The sequence below is a fragment of the Microbacterium sp. CIAB417 genome (assembly GCF_022788845.1).
In genome coordinates, this window is record NZ_JAHZUT010000002.1 from 1,040,600 (window position 1) to 1,061,303 (window position 20,704).

The following is a 20,704-nucleotide window of genomic DNA, read 5'->3' on the forward strand; positions in this document are numbered from 1 at the left end:
CACTCAGGCTCGCTACGATGTGAGCCGCGGGGCGCTGGTTCCGCGAGGCCACCATGCCTCTGACCCGAGAGGATTCCCCGTGAACCCTTATGCGTACGACTACGACTACGGCTATTCCGGCGCTGCAGCGCTCGGATTCATCTTCCTCTTCCTCGGCGTGTTCCTCGTTCTTGGCGCCGCGCTGTACGTCGTCAGCTCGATCTTCTACGCCAAGCTCTTCGAGAAGGCGGGGGTCGAGGGCAAGTGGCGGGGATGGGTGCCGTTTTATCGCGAAATGGTGTTTGTGAAGCTCGGCGATCTGAACCCGTGGTGGCTGCTCGTTCTGTTCGGAGCCGCCTTCGTTCTCAGCCTGATTCCCTACATCGGGGCCCTCATCTCGTGGATCCCGTCGCTCGCCGCGACCGTCTACCTGGTGATGGCCGCGTATCGCGTGGGGCAGAAGCTGCAGAAGGAGGGCGCGTGGGTCGTGCTCTACTTCTTCCTCAGCATCGTGTGGCTCGGTATCGTCGCGTTCGACAAGTCGCGCTGGAACCCGCAGATCGCGCCGGCGCCGTGGAGCCGCAGCTTCCTCGCGGACAACGTCGTGTGGTCGGGCGTTCCGGTGCAGCCGGGCGCTCCCGCGCCCCAGGGCGCCTACGGTGCTCCCGGCGCCTACCCGCCGCCCGCGGGCTACGCGCAGCCGGGTGCCTACCCGCAGCAGCCGGGCGCATACCCGCCGCCCCCGCAGCAGGGTGGCTACGCCGCTCCCGGTGCGTACCCGCCGCCGGCGGCACCGCAGCCGGGTGCATACCCGCCGCCCGCCTACACCCCGCCGCCCGCCGGTGGCACGCCGGCACCGAGCGACCCGGCCACCCCGCCGGCTCCGCCCACGGCTCCGCCGGCACCGCCGACGACGCCCGGATCCGATGAGGCCGAGCCCCCGCGCGGCTGATCATCTCATCGAGCGAGCCTCCGTTCCCCGCGAACGGAGGCTCGCCGCATCCGGCCCGCCGGGTCTGATCCGGCGGGCGCAGTCGTTAGGATGTGAGGACCGCGCCGGCACCGGCGTGGCCACACCCCCGATGGAAGGACACCGCGTGCCCGAGGCTGCGACCCGGCGGCGCACTGTGCCGCTGCCGCAGGGATCGATCGAGCTCGCCTGGGCTGCCCTGACGGATGTCGGGCGCCGCCGTGAGGTCAATCAGGACGCTGTGTTCGCCGAGTATCCGCTGTTCGTCGTCGCCGACGGGATGGGCGGGCACATCGGGGGAGAGATCGCGAGCTCCAGCACCGTGAACCGCCTCGAGGCGGTCGTGGGGTCGGGCTCGGTGACCCCGAAGACCATCGAGAAGGCGCTCGCGAAGGCCGTCAAGGACATCGCATCGCACCCCGAAGCGACGGACGACGGCACGGGCACCACCGTGACGGGCGTGTTTCTCGAGCTCACCGGCAGCGAGCCGCACTGGGTGAGTCTGAACATCGGCGACTCGCGCGTGTATCTGCTGCGCGACGATACCCTCGTGCAGATCACGACCGATCACTCGGTGGTGCAAGAGCTGGTCGCGGCCGGCCGGCTCAGCCCCGAGGAAGCCGAGCATCACCCCTACGGAAACGTGATCACGCGCGCCGTGGGTCCCAGTGACAGCGTGCGGCCGGACTACATCCGGCTCGATGTGCTCGACGGCGACCGTTTCGTCGTCTGCTCCGATGGGCTCACCAAGGAGCTCACGGACTACGGCATCCAGCACTTCCTGCGCGAGCACGAGGACCCGGCAGAAGCGGCAGCGGCCATGATGGATGCCGCACTCGAGAACGGCGGGCGCGACAACGTGACCGTGATCGTTCTGAACGTCACGCGCACGGACTGACTCTCCACAGGCGCGCGCTCACCGCGTTGCGTGCACCGTGCAGGACCTGCCGAGTTCGAGCGGGCGACCGCCCCTCGACACTGAGGTGGTGTTCACTCCTCAGCCCGCCGTCAGCCCTGCCGCTGCGTCGTCGGCGCACCTGACGCTGCCGCCACCGGATCCGCCTCGACGCCGCCCGCCGATCCCATGGCTCGCCTCGCTGGCCCCTGTCCTGGGAGCGGTCGTCCTCTGGCAGGTCACGGGTTACGCAGGTGTGCTGTGGTTCGCATTGCTCGGGCCCGTCATCGCCGTCGCGGGGGTGCTGGACGCCTCGCGCGGCGCCCGCCGCGACGCGCGAGAACAGCAACGGACGCGTGCGGATCTCGCCGGTCGCATCCGCGAGGAGGTCGATCGGCGTCACGCCCTGGAACGCTCGGAGGCGTTACGCGCGACGCCCACGCTCGACGGCTATCTCGATGACCCCGGCGAACTGTGGCGGCCGCATCCGTCTCGCAGCGGGATGCTCGTCGTCGGGCGTGGTGATGTCGTCAGTGACGTGAGGGTCAGTGCCGCGGACGACGAGCTCTCACGCGACCTGATCGCGCGCGCCGGGACACTCTCTGACGCGCCCGTGGCCATTCCGCTCGGCGCGGGAATCGCCGTGCGCGGCCCGCGGGTCGCCGCGTCGGCTGTGGCTCGCGCACTCGTGCTGCAGCTGTGCTGTGCCCACCCTCCCGGTGCGCTCGGTGTCGTGGGCGAGATTGCGGAGGCGTGGACCAGCGCACTGCCACATCACCTCGCGTCCGGTGTTCGGTGTCATCTGGACGTCGACGAAGCGCAGGTGCGGGGCGCCGAGGACGCAGCGGTGCTCGTCGTCGAGCCGCACGAGCCACTCCCGACGCGGTGTGCAGCGGTGCTCACGCTGGACGACATCGCTCGCGCCCGCCTCGAGTACGCCGGGCGCGCGGTCGATGTCCGCGTCGACGTGCTCTCGGCCGCTCAGGCCGCGCAGCTCGCGTCGGCACTGGGCGATCGGTACCGGGAACTGCCCGGCCGGCGCGAGTTGCCGTCAGCGGTCGCCGCGGTCGAGCTCGCGCACTCGACGGCACGCGGCGGTCTTGCGGTCGCGATCGGCGCCGACGGGAACGGGCCGGTCGTCGTCGACCTCGTCGCCGACGGTCCGCACGCCCTCGTGGCCGGGATGACCGGCTCCGGCAAGAGTGAACTCCTGGTCACGTGGGTCGCGCAGTTGGCGGCGACGCGCAGCACGCGGGAGGTCACGTTCCTGTTGGCCGACTTCAAGGGCGGGACCGCGTTCGATACGCTCGCGGATCTGCCGCACGTCGCGGGCGTGCTGACCGACCTCGACCCGCAAGCGACGCAGCGCGCTCTGGAGAGTCTCCGGGCGGAGGTACGCCACCGCGAACGTGCTCTCGCCGCCGCCGGGGCGCGCGACGTCGCCGATGCGGGTGTCGAGCTGTCGCGGCTCGTCGTGGTCGTCGACGAGTTCGCCGCGCTCCTGGACACGCACCGCGAGCTCGGAACGCTGTTCTCCGATCTGGCGGCGCGAGGGCGGGCGCTCGGGATCCATCTGATCCTCGGAACGCAACGTGCCGCGGGGGTCGTGCGGGAATCGTTGCTGGCGAACTGTCCGCTCCGCGTCAGCATGCGAGTCGTCGACGACACCGACAGCCGTTTCGTCATCGGCACCCACGCTGCGGCCGAGATCCCGGGAGACGCCGCATCGCGCGGTACCGCGTTCGTGCGGCGGGCTGGCGACGCCGAGCCGCACGCTCTGCGTGTGGCTCGGACCACTCGGGCGGATGTGGCGAGGATCTGCGCCCACCGCCGTGCCGAGCCTCCGCCTCGGCGCCCCTGGCAACCGCCGCTTCCGGAGCGATGGCCGCTGTCCGAGGTGCCGGTGAGCGCCGAGCGCCCCGTGATCGGGCTGGTCGACGAACCGGAGAACCAGCGCCAGCGGGCCGCGCGTCTGGAGCAGGACGACGCCGGCATTCTGATCCTCGGTGGGCCTGGCAGCGGGCGGACGACGGCGCTCGCCGCGCTCGCCGTGCAGACCCCGGCCCGGTGGCTTCCCGCTGACCCGGAGGGATTCTGGGACGCACTGTGCGAGCTCGACGCAGCCGCGGACTCCCTCGTGTTGGTGGACGATCTCGATGCCGCCTTGGCCGGGCTTCCGCCCGACTACGCGGCCGCCGCGCTGGCCATGATCGAGCGATCCTGCCGATCCGCCCGTGCCCACGGACGGCGCTTCGCGATCTCGACCGGTCGGGTCATGGGCCCGCTCGCACGTATCGCCGACCTTCTTCCGCGGCGGCTGCTGCTGCGCATGCCGAGCAAGATCGACCACCTCGGTGCGGGCGGTGCGCCGGAGCTGTTCGATCCGCAGGCACCGGCCGGGCGCGGCACTCTCGGCGGCCGTGTCATCCAGGTCCCGTGGGTCGACGTCCCCCCGCAGGCGATCGCCGCCGAGCCGGCCGCCTACCCGGGAGGCACGAGACCGGTCGGCGTCGTCGTCCGCGACGGCATGCAGGCGCGACGCGTCGCGGCAGCTCTCGCCACCGGTGGGTTCGACATCGTCGGCATCTCCGACGCCGACCGCGACGCCACGGGCCCGGCGCACGCGATCGTCGCGGACCCCGAACTGTGGCAGCGGTCCTGGCCGGTGCTGCAGAAGGTGCGCTCGCGCGGCGATCTTCTCGTGGACGCGGATTGCGCGGCCGAGTATCGGATGCTCACCGGCGATCGCGCGTTGCCGCCCTTCTGCGCTCCCGGGCGGGGGCGTGCATGGCTCGTGCGTGAGGGGGCAGCGCCGGTGCGCGTGCAACTGCCGGGCATTGAGCCGGCGCGTGCGCGTCGGATTGCTTGACCGCCGATGGATCCGACCCCTAACGTCTGGGCATGACAACCACCCCCATCCACCTGCAGCGCCCGGACGGGAAGGGGCTCGCTGCGGGAACGCTGGGGCTCTGGGGCTCGACCGTCATCGGGCTCGCGTCCACGGCGCCGGTGTATTCGCTCGTGGCTACGCTCGGCTTCGTCGTCCTCGCCGTGGGCGCCCAGGCGCCCATCGCCTTCGTCATCGCCTTCATTCCCATGCTGTTCATCGCGTTCGCCTACCGCGAGCTGAATCGGGCGGTCCCCGATTGCGGGACGACCTTCACGTGGGGGACCAAAGCGTTCGGCCCCTGGGTGGGCTGGATGGGCGGGTGGGGTGTGGCCGTCGCCGGGATGGTGGTGCTGGCCAACCTCGCTCAGATCGCCTCGATCTACTTCTGGGCGCTGTTCGGCCTCGAGTTCGAGAACAACGACTGGCGCATCCTGCTGGTCGCCGTCGCCTTCATCGCCGCGATGACCTGGGTGAGTTGGCGCGGCGTCGAGATCGGCGAACGCATTCAGAACATCCTGCTCGCCATCCAGTACCTCGCGCTCGCGATCTTCGTCGTGGCGGCGCTCTGGCAGTTCTTCGCAGGTACTGCTCCGAACCCGACCCCGTTCGACATCTCGTGGCTCAATCCCTTCGGGTTCGCGGACTGGAGCGGCTTCACCGAGGCGGTGCTGCTGGCCCTGTTCATCTACTGGGGATGGGACACCTGTCTCGCCCTGAACGAGGAGACCAAAGACCCCAAGCGCACGCCCGGCCGCGCGGCGTTGCTCACCACGGTCATCCTGCTCGTGACCTACGTCTCGGTGACGATCGCGGCCATGATGTACGCGGGCCTGGGCGAGGACGGCGTGGGACTGGGCAACGAGAGCAACGCCGACGACTTCTTCCTCGCCATCAAGGACGGCCTGCTCGGCCCCTTCGGATGGGTGCTCGTGATCGCGGTGCTCATCTCGGCCGTGTCGTCGACCCAGACCACCATCCTGCCGACGGCGCGCGGCACGCTCGCGATGGGCGTCTACCGCGCGCTTCCCGCGCGGTTCAAGGACGTGCATCCGGTCTATCGCACGCCGTCGTTCTCGACGCTGGTGATGGGCGTGGTCGCGGTCGTGTACTACGTGGGGATGTCGCTCATCAGCGACAACATCCTGCAGGACTCGATCCTCTCTCTCGGTCTCGCGATCGCGTTCTACTACGCCATCACCGGATACGCGTGCGTCTGGTACTTCCGGCGAGAGCTCTTCCGCTCGGCGGGGGCGTTCGTGGTCAAGGGACTGCTGCCGCTGCTGGGTGCGCTGATGCTGACCTATGCGTTCATCCAGTCGGCGATCGACATGTGGGACGTCGACTACGGCTACACGGTCCTGTTCGGGATCGGCGGCACCTTCGTCATCGGGATCGGCGCGCTCGCCGTCGGCGTCGTGCTGATGTTCGTGTGGTTCCTCTTCCCGCGCTCGAAGAGGTTCTTCCGGGGCGAGAGCCTCAACCGCGACACCGAGGTCCTCGTCCCGGATGAAGGCGACTACGGACGTTCGGTCGACGGCGGCCTGATCTGAGACAGGAGCACGACATGCGCATCCTCATCGTCGGCGCCGGCGGCGTCGGCTCCGCCGCGGCCCGCATCGCCGTCCGTCGCGACTTCTTCGAGGCGGTCGTCATCGCCGACTACGATCCGGCCAGGCCCGAGGCGCTCGTCGACGAACTCGGCGACCCCCGCTTCAGCGCCGCCCAGGTGGACGCCTCGGATGCGGCATCGGTCGCGGCCCTCGTTCGCGAGAGCGGCGCCACGCACGTGCTCAACGCGGTGGATCCCCGCTTCGTCATGCCGATCTTCACGGGCGTCTTCGACGCCGGCGCCACCTACCTCGACATGGCGATGAGCCTGTCGAAGCCGCATCCGGACAAGCCCTACGAACTGCCGGGTGTGAAGCTCGGCGACGAGCAGTTCGCTGCCGCCGAGAAGTGGCGCGCGGCGGGGCGACTGGCGCTCGTGGGCATCGGGGTCGAGCCCGGGCTGTCGGACGTGTTCGCTCGCTACGCGCAGGACGAACTGTTCGATGAGATCGACGAGCTCGGCGTGCGCGACGGTGCGAACCTCGTCGTCGAGGGCTACGATTTCGCCCCCTCGTTCTCCATCTGGACCACGATCGAGGAGTGCCTGAACCCCCCGGTGATCTACGAGAAGGACCGAGGCTGGTACACGACCGCTCCGTTCTCGGAGCCCGAGGTCTTCGACTTCCCCGAGGGGATCGGGCCGGTGGAGTGTGTGAACGTGGAGCACGAGGAGGTCCTCCTGATGCCGCGCTGGACGGATGCGAAGCGCGTCACGTTCAAGTACGGACTGGGCGACGAGTTCATCCAGGTACTGCAGGTGCTGCACAAGACGGGACTCGACGGGACCGACCCTGTGACGGTGAAGGGTGTCCAGGTCTCTCCCCGCGATGTCGTGGCGGCGACGCTTCCCGACCCCGCGACTCTCGGCGACCGCATGACCGGAAAGACCTGCGCGGGAGTGTGGGTGCGCGGCACCGGCAAGGACGGCAGACCGCGATCGACCTACCTGTACCACGTGGCGGACAACGAGCAGACCATGCGCCAGGACAACTCGCAGGCCGTCGTCTGGCAGACCGCCATCAATCCGGTCATCGCCCTGGAACTCCTGGCGCGGGGGGACTGGGCGGGGGAGGGCGTGCTCGGCCCGGAGGCGTTCGATGCGAGGCCGTTCCTCGACCTGCTGGCTGAGCCCGCGCCCGCGGGCTACGGCTCGCCGTGGGGGATGGTGGAGAAGGAGATCACACCGTCGGACGGATGACGCCGACGATCGCGTCCCCGCCGTGAATGGCGAGGGAGAGGTCGCGGCGCGCCCCATCCGCCTCGGAGGTCGCGAGCGCGCCCGCGCGCTCGAGCAGACGCAGGCCCACCGTCGCGGTGGCGCGTGAGGAGCCGTCGAGCATCTTCACCGCCGCCGTGGTCCCGTCCGGGGCCACCATGACGACGAGTCCTTCGGCGCCCGTCTTCGTGAACACGCCGGTACGCTCGATGATCACGGTGTCCGGGCGGCCCGGGCCATCGATCGTCCACGGGTTCTCCCGGACGGCGCTCATGAGCGTCGCGGCGCTGCGATGCAGGGCGAACGGTGAGCGCTCCGAGGACGTTCCCATGCGATGCAGGGCACGAGCGAGTCCCGTGAGCGTCAACGCCGGCACGGGCGCGCCGCACCCGTCGATCGCCGTCGCGAGCGGACGCTCGCCGGTCAGGCGCTCCACGACCTCGCGGATGTGCTGCTGCAGCGGGTGTGCGGGATCCAGATAGCCGTCGGTGTCCCAGCCGGTCGCGCGGCAGGCGAGCAGCATCGCCGCGTGCTTGCCGGAGCAGTTCATCCGGATGCGGGAGCGCGTCGCGTGATCGCGCACCATCTCGTCGCGGGTGGCCGTGTCGGCTGGCCAGGCCGGCGGGCATCCGAGGTCGTCCTCGGTGCAGCCCGCGTCCTCCAGGATGGAGCGCACCACGGTGACGTGCCGCTCGGTTCCCGCGTGGCTGGCGGTGGCGAGGCCGAGTCGCTCACCTTCCAGCCGTGCCCCGGCGGTCACGCACGCGAGGGCCTGCAGCGGCTTGAGGGTGGAGCGCGGCAGCACGGCGGATGCGGGGTCTCCATGCGCGGCGAGCACGGTGCCGTCGGGCGCGAGGACCACCGCGGAACCGGTGTGGCGGGACTCGACGAACCCGCTGCGTTCCACGACGGCGAGCTCGACGGCGGCGGTGGCGGAGAACGTCTCGGGCATCCTCTCAGCGTAGTCGGCGCCCGCATCCGCCATGGCAGACTGTGCCCATGTCTGGCACCCACCACTACCGCCTGAACGCGCTCTGGACCGGCAACCGCGGCACCGGGACGAGCGGCTACCGCGACTACGACCGCGACGTCACCCTGACGATCGACGGCAAGCCGGAGCTGCGGGGATCCGCCGACAAGCCGTTCCGAGGCGACCCGGAGCGCTGGAACCCCGAGGACATGCTCCTCGCCGCCCTCAGCCAGTGCCATCTGCTGTCGTACCTGCACGCCTGCGTCGTGGCGGGCGTGGTCGTGGTGTCATACGAGGACGCCGCCCAAGGCACGATGGTCGACGACGGCTCGGGGGCGGGGCGCTTCACCGACGTGCTGCTGATGCCTCGCGTGGTCGTGGCCGACGCGGCGATGATCCCGGCCGCCGAGGCCGCGCACGCCACCGCCCACGAGTGGTGCTTCATCGCGAACTCGGTGAACTTCCCCGTGCGCCATCAGGCAGAGGTCTCAGCAGCCCACTGAGCGCCGCGCAACGACAGACGCCCCGCAGGTCGGAACCCGCGGGGCGTCTGTTCGTGGCGAGGATCAGCGCACGTCGTCGTCGACCCAGTCCATGGACTTGGTGACGGCCTTCTTCCACAGGCGGAGCTGACGGTCGCGCTCCTCGGGATCCATGTTCGGCTCCCAGCGCTTGTCCTCCTGCCAGTTGGCGCGGAGGTCGTCGAGGTTGTCCCAGAATCCGACGGCCAGGCCCGCGGCGTACGCGGCGCCCAGAGCCGTGGTCTCGGCGACGACGGGGCGCACGACCGGGACGCCCAGGATGTCGGCCTGGAACTGCATGAGCGCGTCGTTCGCCGTCATGCCGCCGTCGACCTTCAGCTCGGTGAGGTCGACGCCGGAATCGGCGTTGACCGCATCCAGCACCTCGCGCGACTGGAAGGCCGTCGCCTCGAGCGCGGCGCGGGCGATGTGGGCCTTGTTCACGTAGCGGGTCATGCCGACGATCGCGCCGCGGGCGTCCGGGCGCCAGTACGGTGCGAACAGCCCCGAGAACGCCGGGACGAAGTACACGCCGCCGTTGTCGTCGACGCTCTCGGCGAGCTTCTCGACCTCGGGTGCCGACGAGATGATGCCGAGCTGGTCGCGCAGCCACTGGATGAGGGATCCGGTGACCGCGATCGAGCCTTCGAGGGCGTAGTGCGCCGGGCCGTCGCCGAGCTTGTAGCCCAGGGTCGTCAGCAGACCGTTCTTGGAGCGGACGATCTCCTCACCCGTCTGGAAGATGAGGAAGTTGCCGGTGCCGTACGTGTTCTTGCTCTCACCCGGGTCGTATGCCGCCTGACCGAAGGTCGCGGCCTGCTGGTCGCCGAGGATGCCGGCGACGGGGGTCTCGCGCAGCAGCGACGACGACTCGGCGTTGCCGTAGACCTCGGACGAGGAGCGGATCTCCGGCATCATCGAGCGCGGCACGCCGAAGTCGGCGAGGATGTCGTCGCGCCACTGCAGCGTCTCGAGGTCCATGAACAGCGTGCGGCTGGCGTTGGTGACGTCCGTCGCGTGCACGCCGCCGTCGATGCCGCCGGTGAGGTTCCAGAGCACCCACGTGTCAGTCGTGCCGAAGAGGAGGTCACCCGCCTCCGCCTTCTCGCGCGCGCCCTCGACGTTCTCGAGGATCCACACGATCTTGGTGCCGGAGAAGTAGGTCGCCAGAGGCAGGCCCACGATGTCCTTGTAGCGGTCGGTGTCACCGTCGGCGAGGCGATCGACGATCGGCTGCGTGCGGGTGTCCTGCCAGACGATGGCGTTGTAGACGGGCTTTCCGGTGTTCTTGTCCCAGACCACCGCGGTCTCGCGCTGGTTGGTGATGCCGATCGCGGCGATGTCGTGACGCGTGATGTCGGCACGGCTCAGGGCGAGGCCGATGACCTCCTGGGTGTTGTGCCAGATCTCGGTGGGGTCGTGCTCGACCCAGCCCGCCTTCGGGAAGATCTGCTCGTGCTCCTTCTGCCCGACGGAGATCACGCTTCCCTTGCGGTCGAAGATCATCGCGCGTGTGGAGGTGGTTCCCTGGTCGATGGCGAGGACGTAGTCAGCCATTGGATGGACTTCCTTGTCTATTGGTTCGGATGGTGGGGAGGTGGGCGACGCGCGGCGGCGCCGCCCACCCGGGAGTGGATCGGATCAGGCGGCGACGAAGCCCAGCAGGAGCGGGGCGAGCAGACCGGCGAGGGTGCCACCGATGAGAGGGCCGACGACCGGGACCCACGAGTAGGACCAGTCGCTGGAGCCCTTGCCCTTGATCGGCAGGATGGCGTGGGCGATGCGCGGACCCAGGTCGCGGGCCGGGTTGATGGCGTATCCGGTCGGGCCACCGAGGGAGGCGCCGATGCCGACCACGAGCAGCGCGACCGGCACGGCGGCGAGGCCACCGAGGCCTCCGGGAACGCCGATGTCGGCGACACCGTAGTCACGGAATCCGAAGATCACGAACACCAGCACGAACGTCGCGATGATCTCCGTCATGAGGTTCCAGCCGTACGAGCGGATCGCCGGCCCGGTGGAGAAGACGCCGAGCTTGTTCGCCGGGTCGGGCTCGTCGTCGAAGTGCTGCTTGTAGGCGACCCAGCACAGGACGGCGCCGATGATGGCACCCAGCATCTGGGCGAGCACGGCGATCCCGAACTGGGTGACGCTGATGTCGCCGTGGACGAGAAGACCGATGGACACGGCCGGGTTCAGCTGTGCACCGGAGTACGCCGAGACGATCACACCGGCGAAGACCGCGAGGCCCCAGCCCCAGTTGACGAGGAGGAACCCGCCACCGTTGCCCTTCGTCTTCGTCAGAGCGACGTTCGCAACCACACCGCAACCGAGCAACAGCAGCATCGCCGTTCCCACGGTTTCGGAGAGGAAGTACAAACCGAGATTGACTTCGTTCATGTCTACATTGACCTTTCAGTGATGCCCGCCTGTCGCCCCTTCGTGCGGCGGGATATCGGGTTGCTCCGAAACTAGAGCGGGTGTGCGGGCGCGCACCAGAGAACGCGCCCGCACGTTCTCTCAGGAAGCCAGTCGACCGCCCTCTGCGAGGTCGATACGGTGGTCATCCCGAAGGATCTGGGTGGCGTGGGCGATCTCCTCGTTCACCCGGGCATCGTCCCAACCGAGCGGTTCGGCGATCGCCTCGGCGGCCTCCTGGAGGGTGGCCGCGCTCAGCCCGCCGACGAAGGCGATGTCCGTGCGGCGCAGCAGCAGGTCGATGAGGTGCACGACCTGCTCGGTGCGTGCGAGGTAGGCCAGCTCCTCGCGGAAGTAGCCGTGTGCGTGCTCGAGCTCGGTGGGCTGTGCCGGGAGGTCGGCGAGGACGGCTTCGGCGCGCGTGCCGTAGCGGTCCAGCAGGCTGAGCACGAGCGATGCGGAGTGACGTCCGCTGCGCTCGGCGACCCACGCGCGGCGGGCTTCCGGGGTCATCGGGTAGCCCTTGCCGCCGCCGATCGCCAGGCCCTGCGTGCTCACGCGGTGCGTGCGGCCCAGCTTCTCGAGCGCGCGGGTGCTGAGATGCTCCGCCAGCGCGCGGAAGGTCGTCCACTTGCCGCCGACCAGGCTGAGCGTCGGGATCTTGCCCAGCGTGCCGTCGACGATCCGGTAGTCGCGGGACACGAAGCCGGGAGCCGTGTCATCGTGGCGCGGGAGGGGACGGATGCCGGAGAAGGTGTAGACGATCTGAGACCGGTTGACCTCGATCGTCGGGAAGACGTGTCGCACGAGGTCGAAGAAGTACTGGATCTCGTCGTCCGTGCAGGTGACCTTCTTGGAGGGGTCGGCGTCGATGTCGGTGGTGCCCACCAGGACGCGGCCCTTGAGCGGGTAGATCAGCACGATGCGCCCGTCCGAGTGCTCGAAGAAGATCTCCCGGCCGCGGGTGGCTGCCAGCAGCTCCGGGTTGTCGAGCACGATGTGCGAGCCCTTCGTGCCGCCCATGTAGCGGGTCGGGGTTCCGAGTGCCGCGTTGGTCAGGTCGGTCCACGGCCCAGACGTGTTCAGGACGACCTTCGCCGCCACGGTGAACTCGGTGCCGGTGACCTCGTCGCGCAGGAGCACGCCGTTCTCGTCGGCGCCGATCGCCGTGACGTAGTTCGCGGCCATCGCCGAGCCGTCCTCGAGGCCGTCGGAGAGCACGTCCAAGGCGAGACGTTCCGGGTCGTGCATGGAAGCGTCGTAGTACGTCGCCGTGTAAGCGAGCCCCTCGTTCATCTTGGGGAAGTCGGCGAGCGACTTCTTCTTGCCCACGAACCGGTGGCGCGGGACGGATCCACCGTCGCGCGAGAACGTGTCGTAGATCACGAGGCCGATCTTGATCAGCAGCGCACCGCGCTCGTTGGGCTTGCCGCGTCCGTGCGTGACCAGCAGCCGGAAGGGAGCGGACAAGATTCCCGAGAACGTCTTGAAGATCGGGATCGTCGTCGGCAGCGGCCGCACGTAGTGCGGGGCGGTCTTCAGGAGCGCGTTGCGCTCGGTGACCGCCTCCTTCACGAGGCGGAACTCGCCGTTCTCGAGGTAGCGCACGCCGCCGTGCACCATGTGGCTGGACGCGCTCGACGCGCCGGAGACAAAGTCCCCGCGCTCGACCAGGGCTGCTTTGACGCCCTGGAGGGAGAGGTCGCGGAGCGTGGCGATGCCGTTGATCCCGCCGCCCACGATGAGAACGTCGAGATCCTGAGCGTCGCGGATCTGTGCGACCTGCGGCCGCAGCGAGGGGGAGAGCGACATGTCGTCGTCGACCTTTCGTATCGATGGAACCCTCGCAGGTTGCATGGGAGTGGGACATCGTCGCAAGTTCTCTGCACAAACGTGCAGAATGGTGCAACGGGCGAAGGGATGATCATGGCGGAGGCCGGGGCGATGAAGGTGCGCGACGCGTTGCGCGCGGCACAGCTGTACTACCTGCAGGACCTCACGATGGAGGCGATCGCGCGTGAGATGCACACCTCGCGCTCCTCGGTCTCCCGTCTGATCTCCCATGCCCGCGACACGGGCCTGGTGTCGATCTCGGTCCACTCTCCACTCGCGGCGCGCAGCCAGATCGAGGAACGGTTGGCGGAGCGGTTCGGCATCACGGTGCACATCGTGCCCACCACGAGTCACATCGGCGAGGCCGAGCGTCTGGACCGCACCGCGTTGTCGGCGGCGCGCATCCTCAGCGAGCACGTCGACTCCTCGATGACCGTCGGCATCGCCTGGGGCTCGACGCTCTCGGCGATCGCCCGACACCTGCCGACCAAGCGCACCCACGACACGCACGTGGTGCAGATGAACGGGGCCGCCAACGGGCACACGTTCGGCGTGCCGTACGCGGGGGAGATCCTGTCGCGATTCGGTGCCGCGTGGTCGGCCTCTGTGCACCATTTCCCGGTGCCCGCGCTGTTCGACGAGGCAGCGACCAAGGAGGCGATGTGGCGGGAGAAGTCGGTGCGCGCCGTGCTGCAGATGCAGCGTCGGGTCGGCCTGTTCGTGTTCGGCCTCGGATCGCCCCGCGCCGCCGTCCCCTCGCACGTCTACTCGGGCGACTACTTCGACCAGCGCGATCTGGCTCTCATCGAGCAGGAGGGCGTCGTCGGCGACTGCGCGACGATGTTCTACCGCATCGACGGATCCTCCGACATCCCGTCGCTGAATCTGCGATCCAGCGGCCCCGACCTTGACGACGTCCGCCGCATCCCGCGACGCTTCTGCGTCATGTCGGGTCTGTCGAAGATCGACGCGCTGCAGGGCGCCCTGGCGGCGGGCCTGATCACCGACCTCGTGCTCGAGGAGACCGTCGCCCGGCGGCTCATGAGCCTTTCGCGCATGAGCCCCCGGGCGTCTCAGAGCTCCCCGAAGCCGTCTTCGACGAGGGCGCGCAGCGCGTCGATCGCCGGCTGAGCCTCGCGCCCCCGCGCGCGCACTCGGACGCGCGCTCCGCGCCCGATGCCCAGGGCGATGAGCGCGAGCAGGCTCGCCGCGGAGACCGGGCCCGAACCCGCGTCGACGTTCTCGATCTCCACCAGGGCGTCGAACTTCGCCGCGGTCTTCACGAACGTGGCCGCGGGCCGTGCGTGCAGTCCCGAGGGATTGACGACGACCGCCTCGAAGGATGCCTCGTCGCCGCCGGACGCCGGCTCGGGCAGAGGAACCGGCGGCTCCGGCGCCGACTCGTCGGGACCAGGCTCCGCCCCCAGGTGGCGCGCCTTCTGCGCATACGCGCTGCCGAGCTCGGCGTGGATGCTCGTCCAGTCGGCTCCCGTCGCCGCGAGCACGACGGCCGCCACGAGTCCTTCCACGAAGGGTGCAGAACTGAGGTGCACGCGGTCGGGGTTCTCGACGAACTCGAGCGCCATCTCGGCGCTCAACACGGCGGAGCCGAGGTCCATCAGCACGACGACGTCCTCGGCCGCGTCGAGCCGGTCGACGGATGCGGCGATGGCCGCCGCATCCGTGCCGAATCCGCCGTCCGCGGAGCCCGCGGCGATCTCGATCGGGGGCAGCGCCTCGGCGACCATCTGGGTGGCGAGGGCCACGGCGGCCTCAGCGAGCGGGCGGCTGTGGGAGACGACGACGAAGCCGATCATGCGGCCGTCACCGCATCCCGCAGCGTCGTGAACAGCAGCGCCGTGGACGTCGCCCCCGGATCCTGATGACCGGCGCTACGTTCGCCGAGATAGCTCGCGCGGCCCTTGCGCGCCACGAGCGGGATGGTGGCGTCACGGCCGGTGGCGGCCGCGTCGGCCGCGGCGGATGCGGCCGCCGCGAGGTCGGAGCCCGCGGACACCGCCTCTTCCCAGGCGTCGACGGCGGGGAGCATCGCGTCGAGCATCGTCTTGTCGCCGGGTTCGGCCTTGCCGCGGGTGCGCACGCCCTCGGCGCCGGCACGCAGCGCGGATCCGAGGGCCGCGGCGTCGAGCTCCGCGGCGGCGCCCGCGGCACCCCCGAAACGGAGGAAGAACGTGCCGTACAGCGGCCCGCTCGCCCCTCCGACGGTCGACACGAGGGTCATCCCGACAGTCTTGAACAGCGCCGCCGCATCCGCCGGCGGCGTCGCCTGCACCGCCGCCACGACGGCCTCCATGCCGCGTGCCATGTTGGAGCCATGGTCGGCGTCGCCGATCACGGAGTCGAGCTCGGTGAGCTCGGCCTGGTGCTGCACGATCTGGTCACGGAATCCGGAGATCCAGGCGCCCAGCGTCTCGAGGGTGGCTACGGTCATCGCGCGCTCACGCTCCCCAGCGCAGGCCAGGCGTGACGACGGGGGCATCCCAGAGGCGCACGAACTCGTCGTCGGCCCGCACGACGGTCAGCGACGCGCCGGCCATGTCGAGGCTTGTGATGTAGTCGCCGACGAGCACGCGGCGAACGTTGAAGCCCGCCTCCGTCAGCAGCGGCGCGATCTCGCCGTACAGGAGGTACTGCTCGATCAGGGGAGTGGCCCCGAGCCCCGACAGCAGCACGATGGCGTCGCCGCGCGCGTCGCCGAAGTCGTGCACGATCGGGTCGACGAGCATGCGGGCGATCTCGTGCGCGCTGGCGAGGGGGACACGTGAACGTCCTGGCTCGCCGTGGATGCCGACGCCCACCTCCATCTCGCCCTCCGGGAGGTCGAAGGTGGGCTTGCCCGCCGCGGGCACGGTGCAGCTGGTGAGCGCCACGCCCATGGATCGTCCGCTCTCGCTGACGCGGGTGGCGAGGGCGGCGAGGGCGTCGAGGTCCAGGCCTTCCTCTGCGGCCGCGCCCACGATCTTCTCGAGCACCACCGTCGTGCCCACACCCCGGCGTCCCGCCGTCCAGGTGGAGTCCTGCACGGCGACGTCGTCGGCGACGACGACGGATTCGACGCGCACGCCCTCGGCGGCAGCGAGCTCGGCCGCCATCTCGAAGTTGAGGACGTCGCCGGTGTAGTTCTTCACGATGTGCAGCACACCGGCGCCGGAGTCCGCGCCGACGGTGGCCGCGAGGATCTGGTCGGGCGTCGGAGAGGTGAACACCTCGCCCGCGCAGGCGGCGTCGAGCATCCCGGTGCCCACGAACCCGCCGTGCATGGGCTCGTGGCCGGAGCCGCCGCCGGAGACCAGCGCGACCTTGCCGGGGCGTGTCGCCTCGGCGCGGAAGATGACGCGGTTGGTGGAATCGACGCGCAGTTCGGGATGTGCGAGTCGGATGCCGGTCAGAGCATCGGAGAGTACCTGGGCCGGGTCGTTGATGAATTTCTTCACGGATGCCTCCTCATTGTGGCTTCGCAGACGCTCCGAATCTCCACCCGGTGGGGTCGAGCGTCAAGTACCGAAAGCCGTGAATGAGAAAGTGTGCCGTCAGAGGCGCTCGTGAGGCAGGACCCGCTTGATGCGTTCGATGGCGCCGTGCGCGGGCACCTCGTTGTATGTGCCGGCCAGTTCCTGCTCCGAAAGGGCGTGGATCGCCGCCATGAGCTCGTCGGTCGCCGCGCGGCGTGCTCGTCCGGAGCTGGCGGGACCGTGGGCGGAGAGATCGAGCGGCTCGCCGAAACGGATCGTGACGCGCGGCTTCGTGCGGGGGAACTTCGCCCCCACGGGCATCGCTTCGTTCGTGCCGATGAGACCGACCGGCACCACGGGTGCTCCGGTCTGAAGAGCGAGGAAGGCGACGCCGGTGCGCCCCTTGTAGAGCCTGCCGTCGAGTGAGCGGGTGCCCTCGGGATACAGCGCGATGGCCTTGCCGGCTTCCAGCATCCGCTTCTGCTGGTCGAGTGCGTCCAGCGCCGCCTGGCCCGCGCCGCGCTCGACGGGGTTCGCACCGAGTCCGAGGAAGATCTGCCGCGACAGCCAGCCCTTGAGTCCGGGGCCGTCGAAGTAGCTCGACTTCGCGAGGAACTGCACCGGGCGGGGCGCTGCCATGGGGATCGCGAAGGAGTCGATGAACGAGAGGTGGTTCGCGGCGAAGATGACCGGTCCCGTGCGCGGCACGTTCTGGCGCCCCTCGATGCGCGGCCGGTAGGCGACGCGCGCTAGGGGAGCCAGTACCCGGCGCCCGAGGAAGTAGGCGAAGCCGACATCCGTGACCGGCTTGGATTCGGATGCGCGCGGATCGGGGACGTTCTCCGCGTCGCGGCTCTGCGCATCTGTCACCGTAAGAGGCTACTGCGGATTCCATTCCCTCCGGCGCATGAGGCCACGTCGGACCCTCTCAGCCGGGGCATGGGCGGATGCGGGATGATGGGTGGGCCCCGCACCGATTCATGGAGGTTCCCGTGCGCCGTCCGCTCTACATCCTGTCCGCACTCGCGGTCAGCGCCCTCGCGCTCGCCGGATGCTCCGCCGCACCCTCGCCCGACGCGACCTCCACGCCCGCCGCGAGCGCGGCAGCCGATCTCTGCGCGGATGTCGCCTCCTCGGGCGCCGCCTCCGACGCGGTGACCGTGTCGGGCGAGGTCGGACAGCAGCCGACCGCGACCTTCACGGCTCCGTTGGACATCTCCGACGTGGAGCGCACGGTGGTCACTGAGGGCACCGGCACCCCGGTCGCCGCGGGCGACTACGTCACGTACGCCCTTTCGGCGTTCGACGCCGCCACAGGGCAGCTGCAGGGATCCGTCGGCTACGACGGCACGCCCGTGCAGCCGCAGCCGATCGCCGCGGAGAGCGTGCTCGGCAAGGTTCTGGGCTGCGCCACCCCCGGCACCCGTGTCGTAGCGACCCTCCCCGCGAGCAGCAACAGCGCCGCACAGGTGTTCGTCGTGGATCTCATCTCCTCGACGCCTGAGGCCGCATGGTGCCCGGCGGAGCCGTTCTCGGGCGACAAGCCCGCGGTGACCTTCACCGACGACAAGCCCACGATCACGATTCCCGCCTCCGCTCCCGAGGACGGCGTGCGCGTCGACGTGCTCAAGGAGGGCGACGGCGACACCGTCGGTGCCGGCGACACGGTCGAGGTCAATTACGCGGGTGTGAAGTGGTCGGATGGCTCGACGTTCGACTCGAGCTACGACCGCGGTCAGACCGCGAGCTTCTCCACCGATGGCGTGGTCGTCGGCTTCAAGCGAGCGCTGGAGGGGCAGAAGGTCGGCTCGCAGGTGCTGGTGTCCATGTCGCCGGCGTGCGGCTACGGCGAGGCGGGGTCGTCGCAGCAGCAGCTCGCAGGCGAGACGCTCGTCTTCGTCATCGACATCGTCTCCACCAAGCCGACCGAGGGCTGATCCCGTGCGGCGCGTCGTCGTCCTCGGCTCCACCGGGTCGATCGGCACCCAGGCGCTGGAGGTGATCCGCAACAACCCGGATCGCTTCCGCGTCGTGGGCCTGGCCGCGGGCACGGATGCCGCCGGACTCGCGGCCCAGGCGGCCGAGTTCGGCGTCGCCGACACGGCACTCGGGGCCGTCGAGGCGGAGGCGCTCGTCCGAGACGTCGCCGCCGATGTCGTCCTCAATGGCATCACGGGCTCCGTCGGGCTCGGTCCGACCCTCGCCGCCCTCGAGGAGGGACGCACACTCGCGCTCGCGAACAAGGAGTCGCTCATCGTCGGCGGTGAGCTGGTGACCGCCCTCGCCGCGCCGGGCCAGATCGTGCCGGTGGACTCCGAACACTCGGCGATCGCGCAGGCGCTGCGGTCGGGAGAGCACTCCGAGGTACGCCGACTCGTGCTCACCGCATCCGGAGGCCCGTTCCGAGGACGTACGCGCGAGCAGCTCGCCACGGCCACGCCGGCCGAGGCTCTCGCGCACCCGACGTGGGACATGGGACGCGTGGTGACCACCAACTCGGCGACGCTCGTGAACAAGGGGCTCGAGGTCATCGAGGCGCACCTTCTCTTCGGCATCGGCTACGCCGACATCGACGTCGTGGTGCATCCGCAGTCGATCGTGCACTCGATGGTGGAGTTCGTGGACGGGTCCACCATCGCCCAGGCGTCGCCGCCGGACATGCGCCTGCCGATCTCGCTGGGCCTGGACTGGCCGCACCGGATGACCGGTGTCGGCGCACCGCTCGACTTCACCCGTGCGTCGACGTGGACCTTCGAGCCGCTCGATGAGGAGGCCTTCGGCGCGGTCGCGCTCGCCAAGAGCGTGGGGGAGGCGGGGCGCACGTATCCCGCGGTGTTCAACGCGGCCAATGAGCAGGCCGTCGATGCGTTCCACGACGGACGGATCGGGTTCCTCGACATCCTCGACATCGTCCGCCGCGTCGTCGACACGCACGAGGCCCCCGCGACCCTGAGTCGCGAGGGCCTGGCCGATGCCGAGAGCTGGGCGCGCCGTGCCGCGGATGCGGCCGTGGCAGCGGCGGGTCAGTAGACCGTCAGTCCTTCTGCGGCGAACTGCCCGCGCACCCGGTCGATGAGCTCCTTCTCCGGTGCGGGAGTGTCTTCGAGGGGGTAGGTGCGCCCCAGCTCGTGCCACTTGTCGCGACCCATCTGGTGGAACGGCAGGACCTCGACGCGCGTGACGGTGCCCGGGGTGATCTCGTTCAGGGATGCGGCGTATCGGGCGACCGCGGCGACATTGTCGACGTCGTCGGTGAGACCCGGGACGAGGACGAACCGCACCCATACCTCGACGTCGCCCCGGCGTGCGAGCCTCTCACCGAACTCGAGGGTCGGCTCGAGCTCCCGACCCGTGACACGGCGGTAGGTGTCGGGGTCACCGGACTTCACATCCAGCAGGACCAGGTCGGTGTCGGCGAGCAGCTCGTCGGATGCGTGCGCTCCCAGGTAGCCGGACGTGTCGAGCGCCGTGTGGATCCCCATCTCCTTGGCGCCGCGGATCAATCGGGCGGCGAACGCGGGCTGCATCAGAACCTCGCCCCCGGAGATCGTGAGACCGCCTCCGGTGGCGCGGAAGACGCCGAGGTAGCGACGGAGGCGTTCCAGTACCGCATCCGCCGTCACGGGGACCCCGTCCTTCATGGCGAACGTGTCAGGGTTCTGGCAGTACAGGCACCGCAGCGGGCAGCCGTTGAGGAACAGCGTCAGGCGGGTTCCGGGGCCGTCGACCGCCGTCACCAGCTCCCAGGAGTGCACGGACCCGAGCTCGCCGGAGCGCATCGCTGCGAGGCGCCCCGCGCGATCGATGTCGGCGACTTCGAGGCCGTGGAGGCCGGCACCACCGCGACGGGTGGTGCCGGCCTCCACGACCGGAGCATCGAGCTGCACCGCGTCCCGGGGGAGCGGGGTGCCCAGCAGCACGGTCATGACCG

18 protein-coding genes are annotated in these 20,704 nt (G+C 69.9%); 9 read left to right on the top strand and 9 right to left on the bottom strand.

Features of this window, described 5'->3' with window-relative positions:
• Positions 1–79: 79 nt before the first annotated feature.
• The 5 genes from KYX17_RS11525 to KYX17_RS11545 all read left to right on the top strand — a co-directional run bounded on the left by KYX17_RS11525 (position 80) and on the right by KYX17_RS11545 (position 7,540).
• A complete protein-coding gene (locus KYX17_RS11525) occupies positions 80–931 on the top strand; it encodes a DUF5684 domain-containing protein (RefSeq protein ID WP_243227114.1) in 852 nt (283 codons plus the stop codon).
• A 145-nt stretch (positions 932–1,076) separates the two neighbouring features.
• Complete coding sequence (locus tag KYX17_RS11530; protein WP_243227115.1) at positions 1,077–1,847, top strand: PP2C family serine/threonine-protein phosphatase; 771 nt, start codon at positions 1,077–1,079, stop codon at positions 1,845–1,847.
• An 88-nt stretch (positions 1,848–1,935) separates the two neighbouring features.
• Positions 1,936–4,713 (top strand): FtsK/SpoIIIE domain-containing protein, encoded by a 2,778-nt coding sequence (locus tag KYX17_RS11535; protein ID WP_243227116.1) that lies wholly within the window; start codon positions 1,936–1,938, stop codon positions 4,711–4,713.
• A 32-nt stretch (positions 4,714–4,745) separates the two neighbouring features.
• Complete coding sequence (locus tag KYX17_RS11540; protein WP_243227117.1) at positions 4,746–6,284, top strand: APC family permease; 1,539 nt, start codon at positions 4,746–4,748, stop codon at positions 6,282–6,284.
• 14 nt (positions 6,285–6,298) lie between these two features.
• Positions 6,299–7,540 carry a saccharopine dehydrogenase family protein gene (locus tag KYX17_RS11545; RefSeq protein ID WP_243227118.1) on the top strand — a complete coding sequence of 414 codons (1,242 nt, stop codon included), beginning with the start codon at positions 6,299–6,301 and terminating at the stop codon, positions 7,538–7,540.
• Here the strand turns inward: KYX17_RS11545 and KYX17_RS11550 are convergent.
• A complete protein-coding gene (locus tag KYX17_RS11550) occupies positions 7,521–8,510 on the bottom strand; it encodes an asparaginase (RefSeq protein WP_243227119.1) in 990 nt (329 codons plus the stop codon). The genes KYX17_RS11545 and KYX17_RS11550 overlap by 20 nt on opposite strands.
• 47 nt (positions 8,511–8,557) lie before the next feature.
• Here KYX17_RS11550 and KYX17_RS11555 point away from each other — a divergent pair, with 47 nt between their 5' ends.
• Entirely contained in the window at positions 8,558–9,031 is a 474-nt protein-coding gene (locus KYX17_RS11555; RefSeq protein ID WP_243227120.1) for an OsmC family protein, read from the top strand.
• A gap of 63 nt (positions 9,032–9,094) precedes the next feature.
• Here the strand turns inward: KYX17_RS11555 and glpK are convergent, their stop codons facing one another.
• From glpK to KYX17_RS11570, 3 genes are all read right to left on the bottom strand, one after another.
• Positions 9,095–10,606, bottom strand: coding sequence for a glycerol kinase GlpK (gene glpK, locus KYX17_RS11560; protein WP_243227121.1), 1,512 nt, complete (start codon positions 10,604–10,606; stop codon positions 9,095–9,097).
• 84 nt (positions 10,607–10,690) lie between these two features.
• Positions 10,691–11,449 carry an MIP/aquaporin family protein gene (locus tag KYX17_RS11565; protein ID WP_243227122.1) on the bottom strand — a complete coding sequence of 253 codons (759 nt, stop codon included), beginning with the start codon at positions 11,447–11,449 and terminating at the stop codon, positions 10,691–10,693.
• Between the two features lie 120 nt (positions 11,450–11,569).
• On the bottom strand, positions 11,570–13,279 hold the full coding sequence (locus KYX17_RS11570) for a glycerol-3-phosphate dehydrogenase/oxidase (RefSeq protein WP_243227123.1): 1,710 nt from the start codon (positions 13,277–13,279) through the stop codon (positions 11,570–11,572).
• Positions 13,280–13,393: 114 nt separating this feature from the next.
• On the opposite strand from KYX17_RS11570, the gene KYX17_RS11575 reads away from it, so the two are divergent.
• Positions 13,394–14,431, top strand: coding sequence for a sugar-binding transcriptional regulator (locus tag KYX17_RS11575; protein ID WP_243227124.1), 1,038 nt, complete (start codon positions 13,394–13,396; stop codon positions 14,429–14,431).
• On the opposite strand, the gene dhaM is transcribed toward KYX17_RS11575, so the two are convergent.
• The 4 genes from dhaM to KYX17_RS11595 all read right to left on the bottom strand — a co-directional run bounded on the left by dhaM (position 14,374) and on the right by KYX17_RS11595 (position 17,643).
• Positions 14,374–15,117 (bottom strand): dihydroxyacetone kinase phosphoryl donor subunit DhaM, encoded by a 744-nt coding sequence (gene dhaM / locus KYX17_RS11580; protein ID WP_243227125.1) that lies wholly within the window; start codon positions 15,115–15,117, stop codon positions 14,374–14,376. The genes KYX17_RS11575 and dhaM overlap by 58 nt on opposite strands.
• Positions 15,114–15,752, bottom strand: coding sequence for a dihydroxyacetone kinase subunit DhaL (dhaL, locus tag KYX17_RS11585; protein ID WP_243227126.1), 639 nt, complete (start codon positions 15,750–15,752; stop codon positions 15,114–15,116). The genes dhaM and dhaL overlap by 4 nt, the downstream gene beginning before the upstream one ends.
• 7 nt (positions 15,753–15,759) lie before the next feature.
• The gene (dhaK, locus tag KYX17_RS11590) at positions 15,760–16,755 is read right to left on the bottom strand and encodes a dihydroxyacetone kinase subunit DhaK (RefSeq protein ID WP_243227127.1); all 996 of its coding nucleotides are present in this window, start codon (positions 16,753–16,755) and stop codon (positions 15,760–15,762) included.
• A 96-nt stretch (positions 16,756–16,851) separates the two neighbouring features.
• Positions 16,852–17,643: a 1-acyl-sn-glycerol-3-phosphate acyltransferase gene (locus KYX17_RS11595; RefSeq protein ID WP_137416489.1), complete on the bottom strand. Its 792-nt coding sequence runs from the start codon at positions 17,641–17,643 to the stop codon at positions 16,852–16,854.
• A 122-nt stretch (positions 17,644–17,765) separates the two neighbouring features.
• Between KYX17_RS11595 and KYX17_RS11600 the strand changes: the two genes are divergently transcribed.
• Both KYX17_RS11600 and dxr read left to right on the top strand, forming a co-directional pair.
• Entirely contained in the window at positions 17,766–18,710 is a 945-nt protein-coding gene (locus KYX17_RS11600) for an FKBP-type peptidyl-prolyl cis-trans isomerase (RefSeq protein WP_243227128.1), read from the top strand.
• Between the two features lie 4 nt (positions 18,711–18,714).
• Positions 18,715–19,803, top strand: coding sequence for a 1-deoxy-D-xylulose-5-phosphate reductoisomerase (dxr, locus tag KYX17_RS11605; RefSeq protein ID WP_243227129.1), 1,089 nt, complete (start codon positions 18,715–18,717; stop codon positions 19,801–19,803).
• Here the strand turns inward: dxr and pflA are convergent.
• Complete coding sequence (pflA, locus tag KYX17_RS11610; RefSeq protein ID WP_243227130.1) at positions 19,797–20,699, bottom strand: pyruvate formate-lyase-activating protein; 903 nt, start codon at positions 20,697–20,699, stop codon at positions 19,797–19,799. The genes dxr and pflA overlap by 7 nt on opposite strands.
• Positions 20,700–20,704 lie beyond the last annotated feature (5 nt).

Bases quoted from the DNA above. Each gene is read 5' to 3' on its own strand.
- glpK (WP_243227121.1), bottom strand. From the start codon at position 10,606: ATGGCTGACTACGTCCTCGCCATCGACCAGGGAACCACCTCCACACGC.
- KYX17_RS11550 (WP_243227119.1), bottom strand. From the start codon at position 8,510: ATGCCCGAGACGTTCTCCGCCACCGCCGCCGTCGAGCTCGCCGTCGTG.
- KYX17_RS11565 (WP_243227122.1), bottom strand. From the start codon at position 11,449: ATGAACGAAGTCAATCTCGGTTTGTACTTCCTCTCCGAAACCGTGGGA.
- KYX17_RS11575 (WP_243227124.1), top strand. From the start codon at position 13,394: ATGGCGGAGGCCGGGGCGATGAAGGTGCGCGACGCGTTGCGCGCGGCA.
- KYX17_RS11570 (WP_243227123.1), bottom strand. From the start codon at position 13,279: ATGTCGCTCTCCCCCTCGCTGCGGCCGCAGGTCGCACAGATCCGCGAC.
- KYX17_RS11555 (WP_243227120.1), top strand. From the start codon at position 8,558: ATGTCTGGCACCCACCACTACCGCCTGAACGCGCTCTGGACCGGCAAC.
- dhaL (WP_243227126.1), bottom strand. From the start codon at position 15,752: ATGACCGTAGCCACCCTCGAGACGCTGGGCGCCTGGATCTCCGGATTC.
- KYX17_RS11540 (WP_243227117.1), top strand. From the start codon at position 4,746: ATGACAACCACCCCCATCCACCTGCAGCGCCCGGACGGGAAGGGGCTC.
- pflA (WP_243227130.1), bottom strand. From the start codon at position 20,699: ATGACCGTGCTGCTGGGCACCCCGCTCCCCCGGGACGCGGTGCAGCTC.
- KYX17_RS11545 (WP_243227118.1), top strand. From the start codon at position 6,299: ATGCGCATCCTCATCGTCGGCGCCGGCGGCGTCGGCTCCGCCGCGGCC.
- dhaM (WP_243227125.1), bottom strand. From the start codon at position 15,117: ATGATCGGCTTCGTCGTCGTCTCCCACAGCCGCCCGCTCGCTGAGGCC.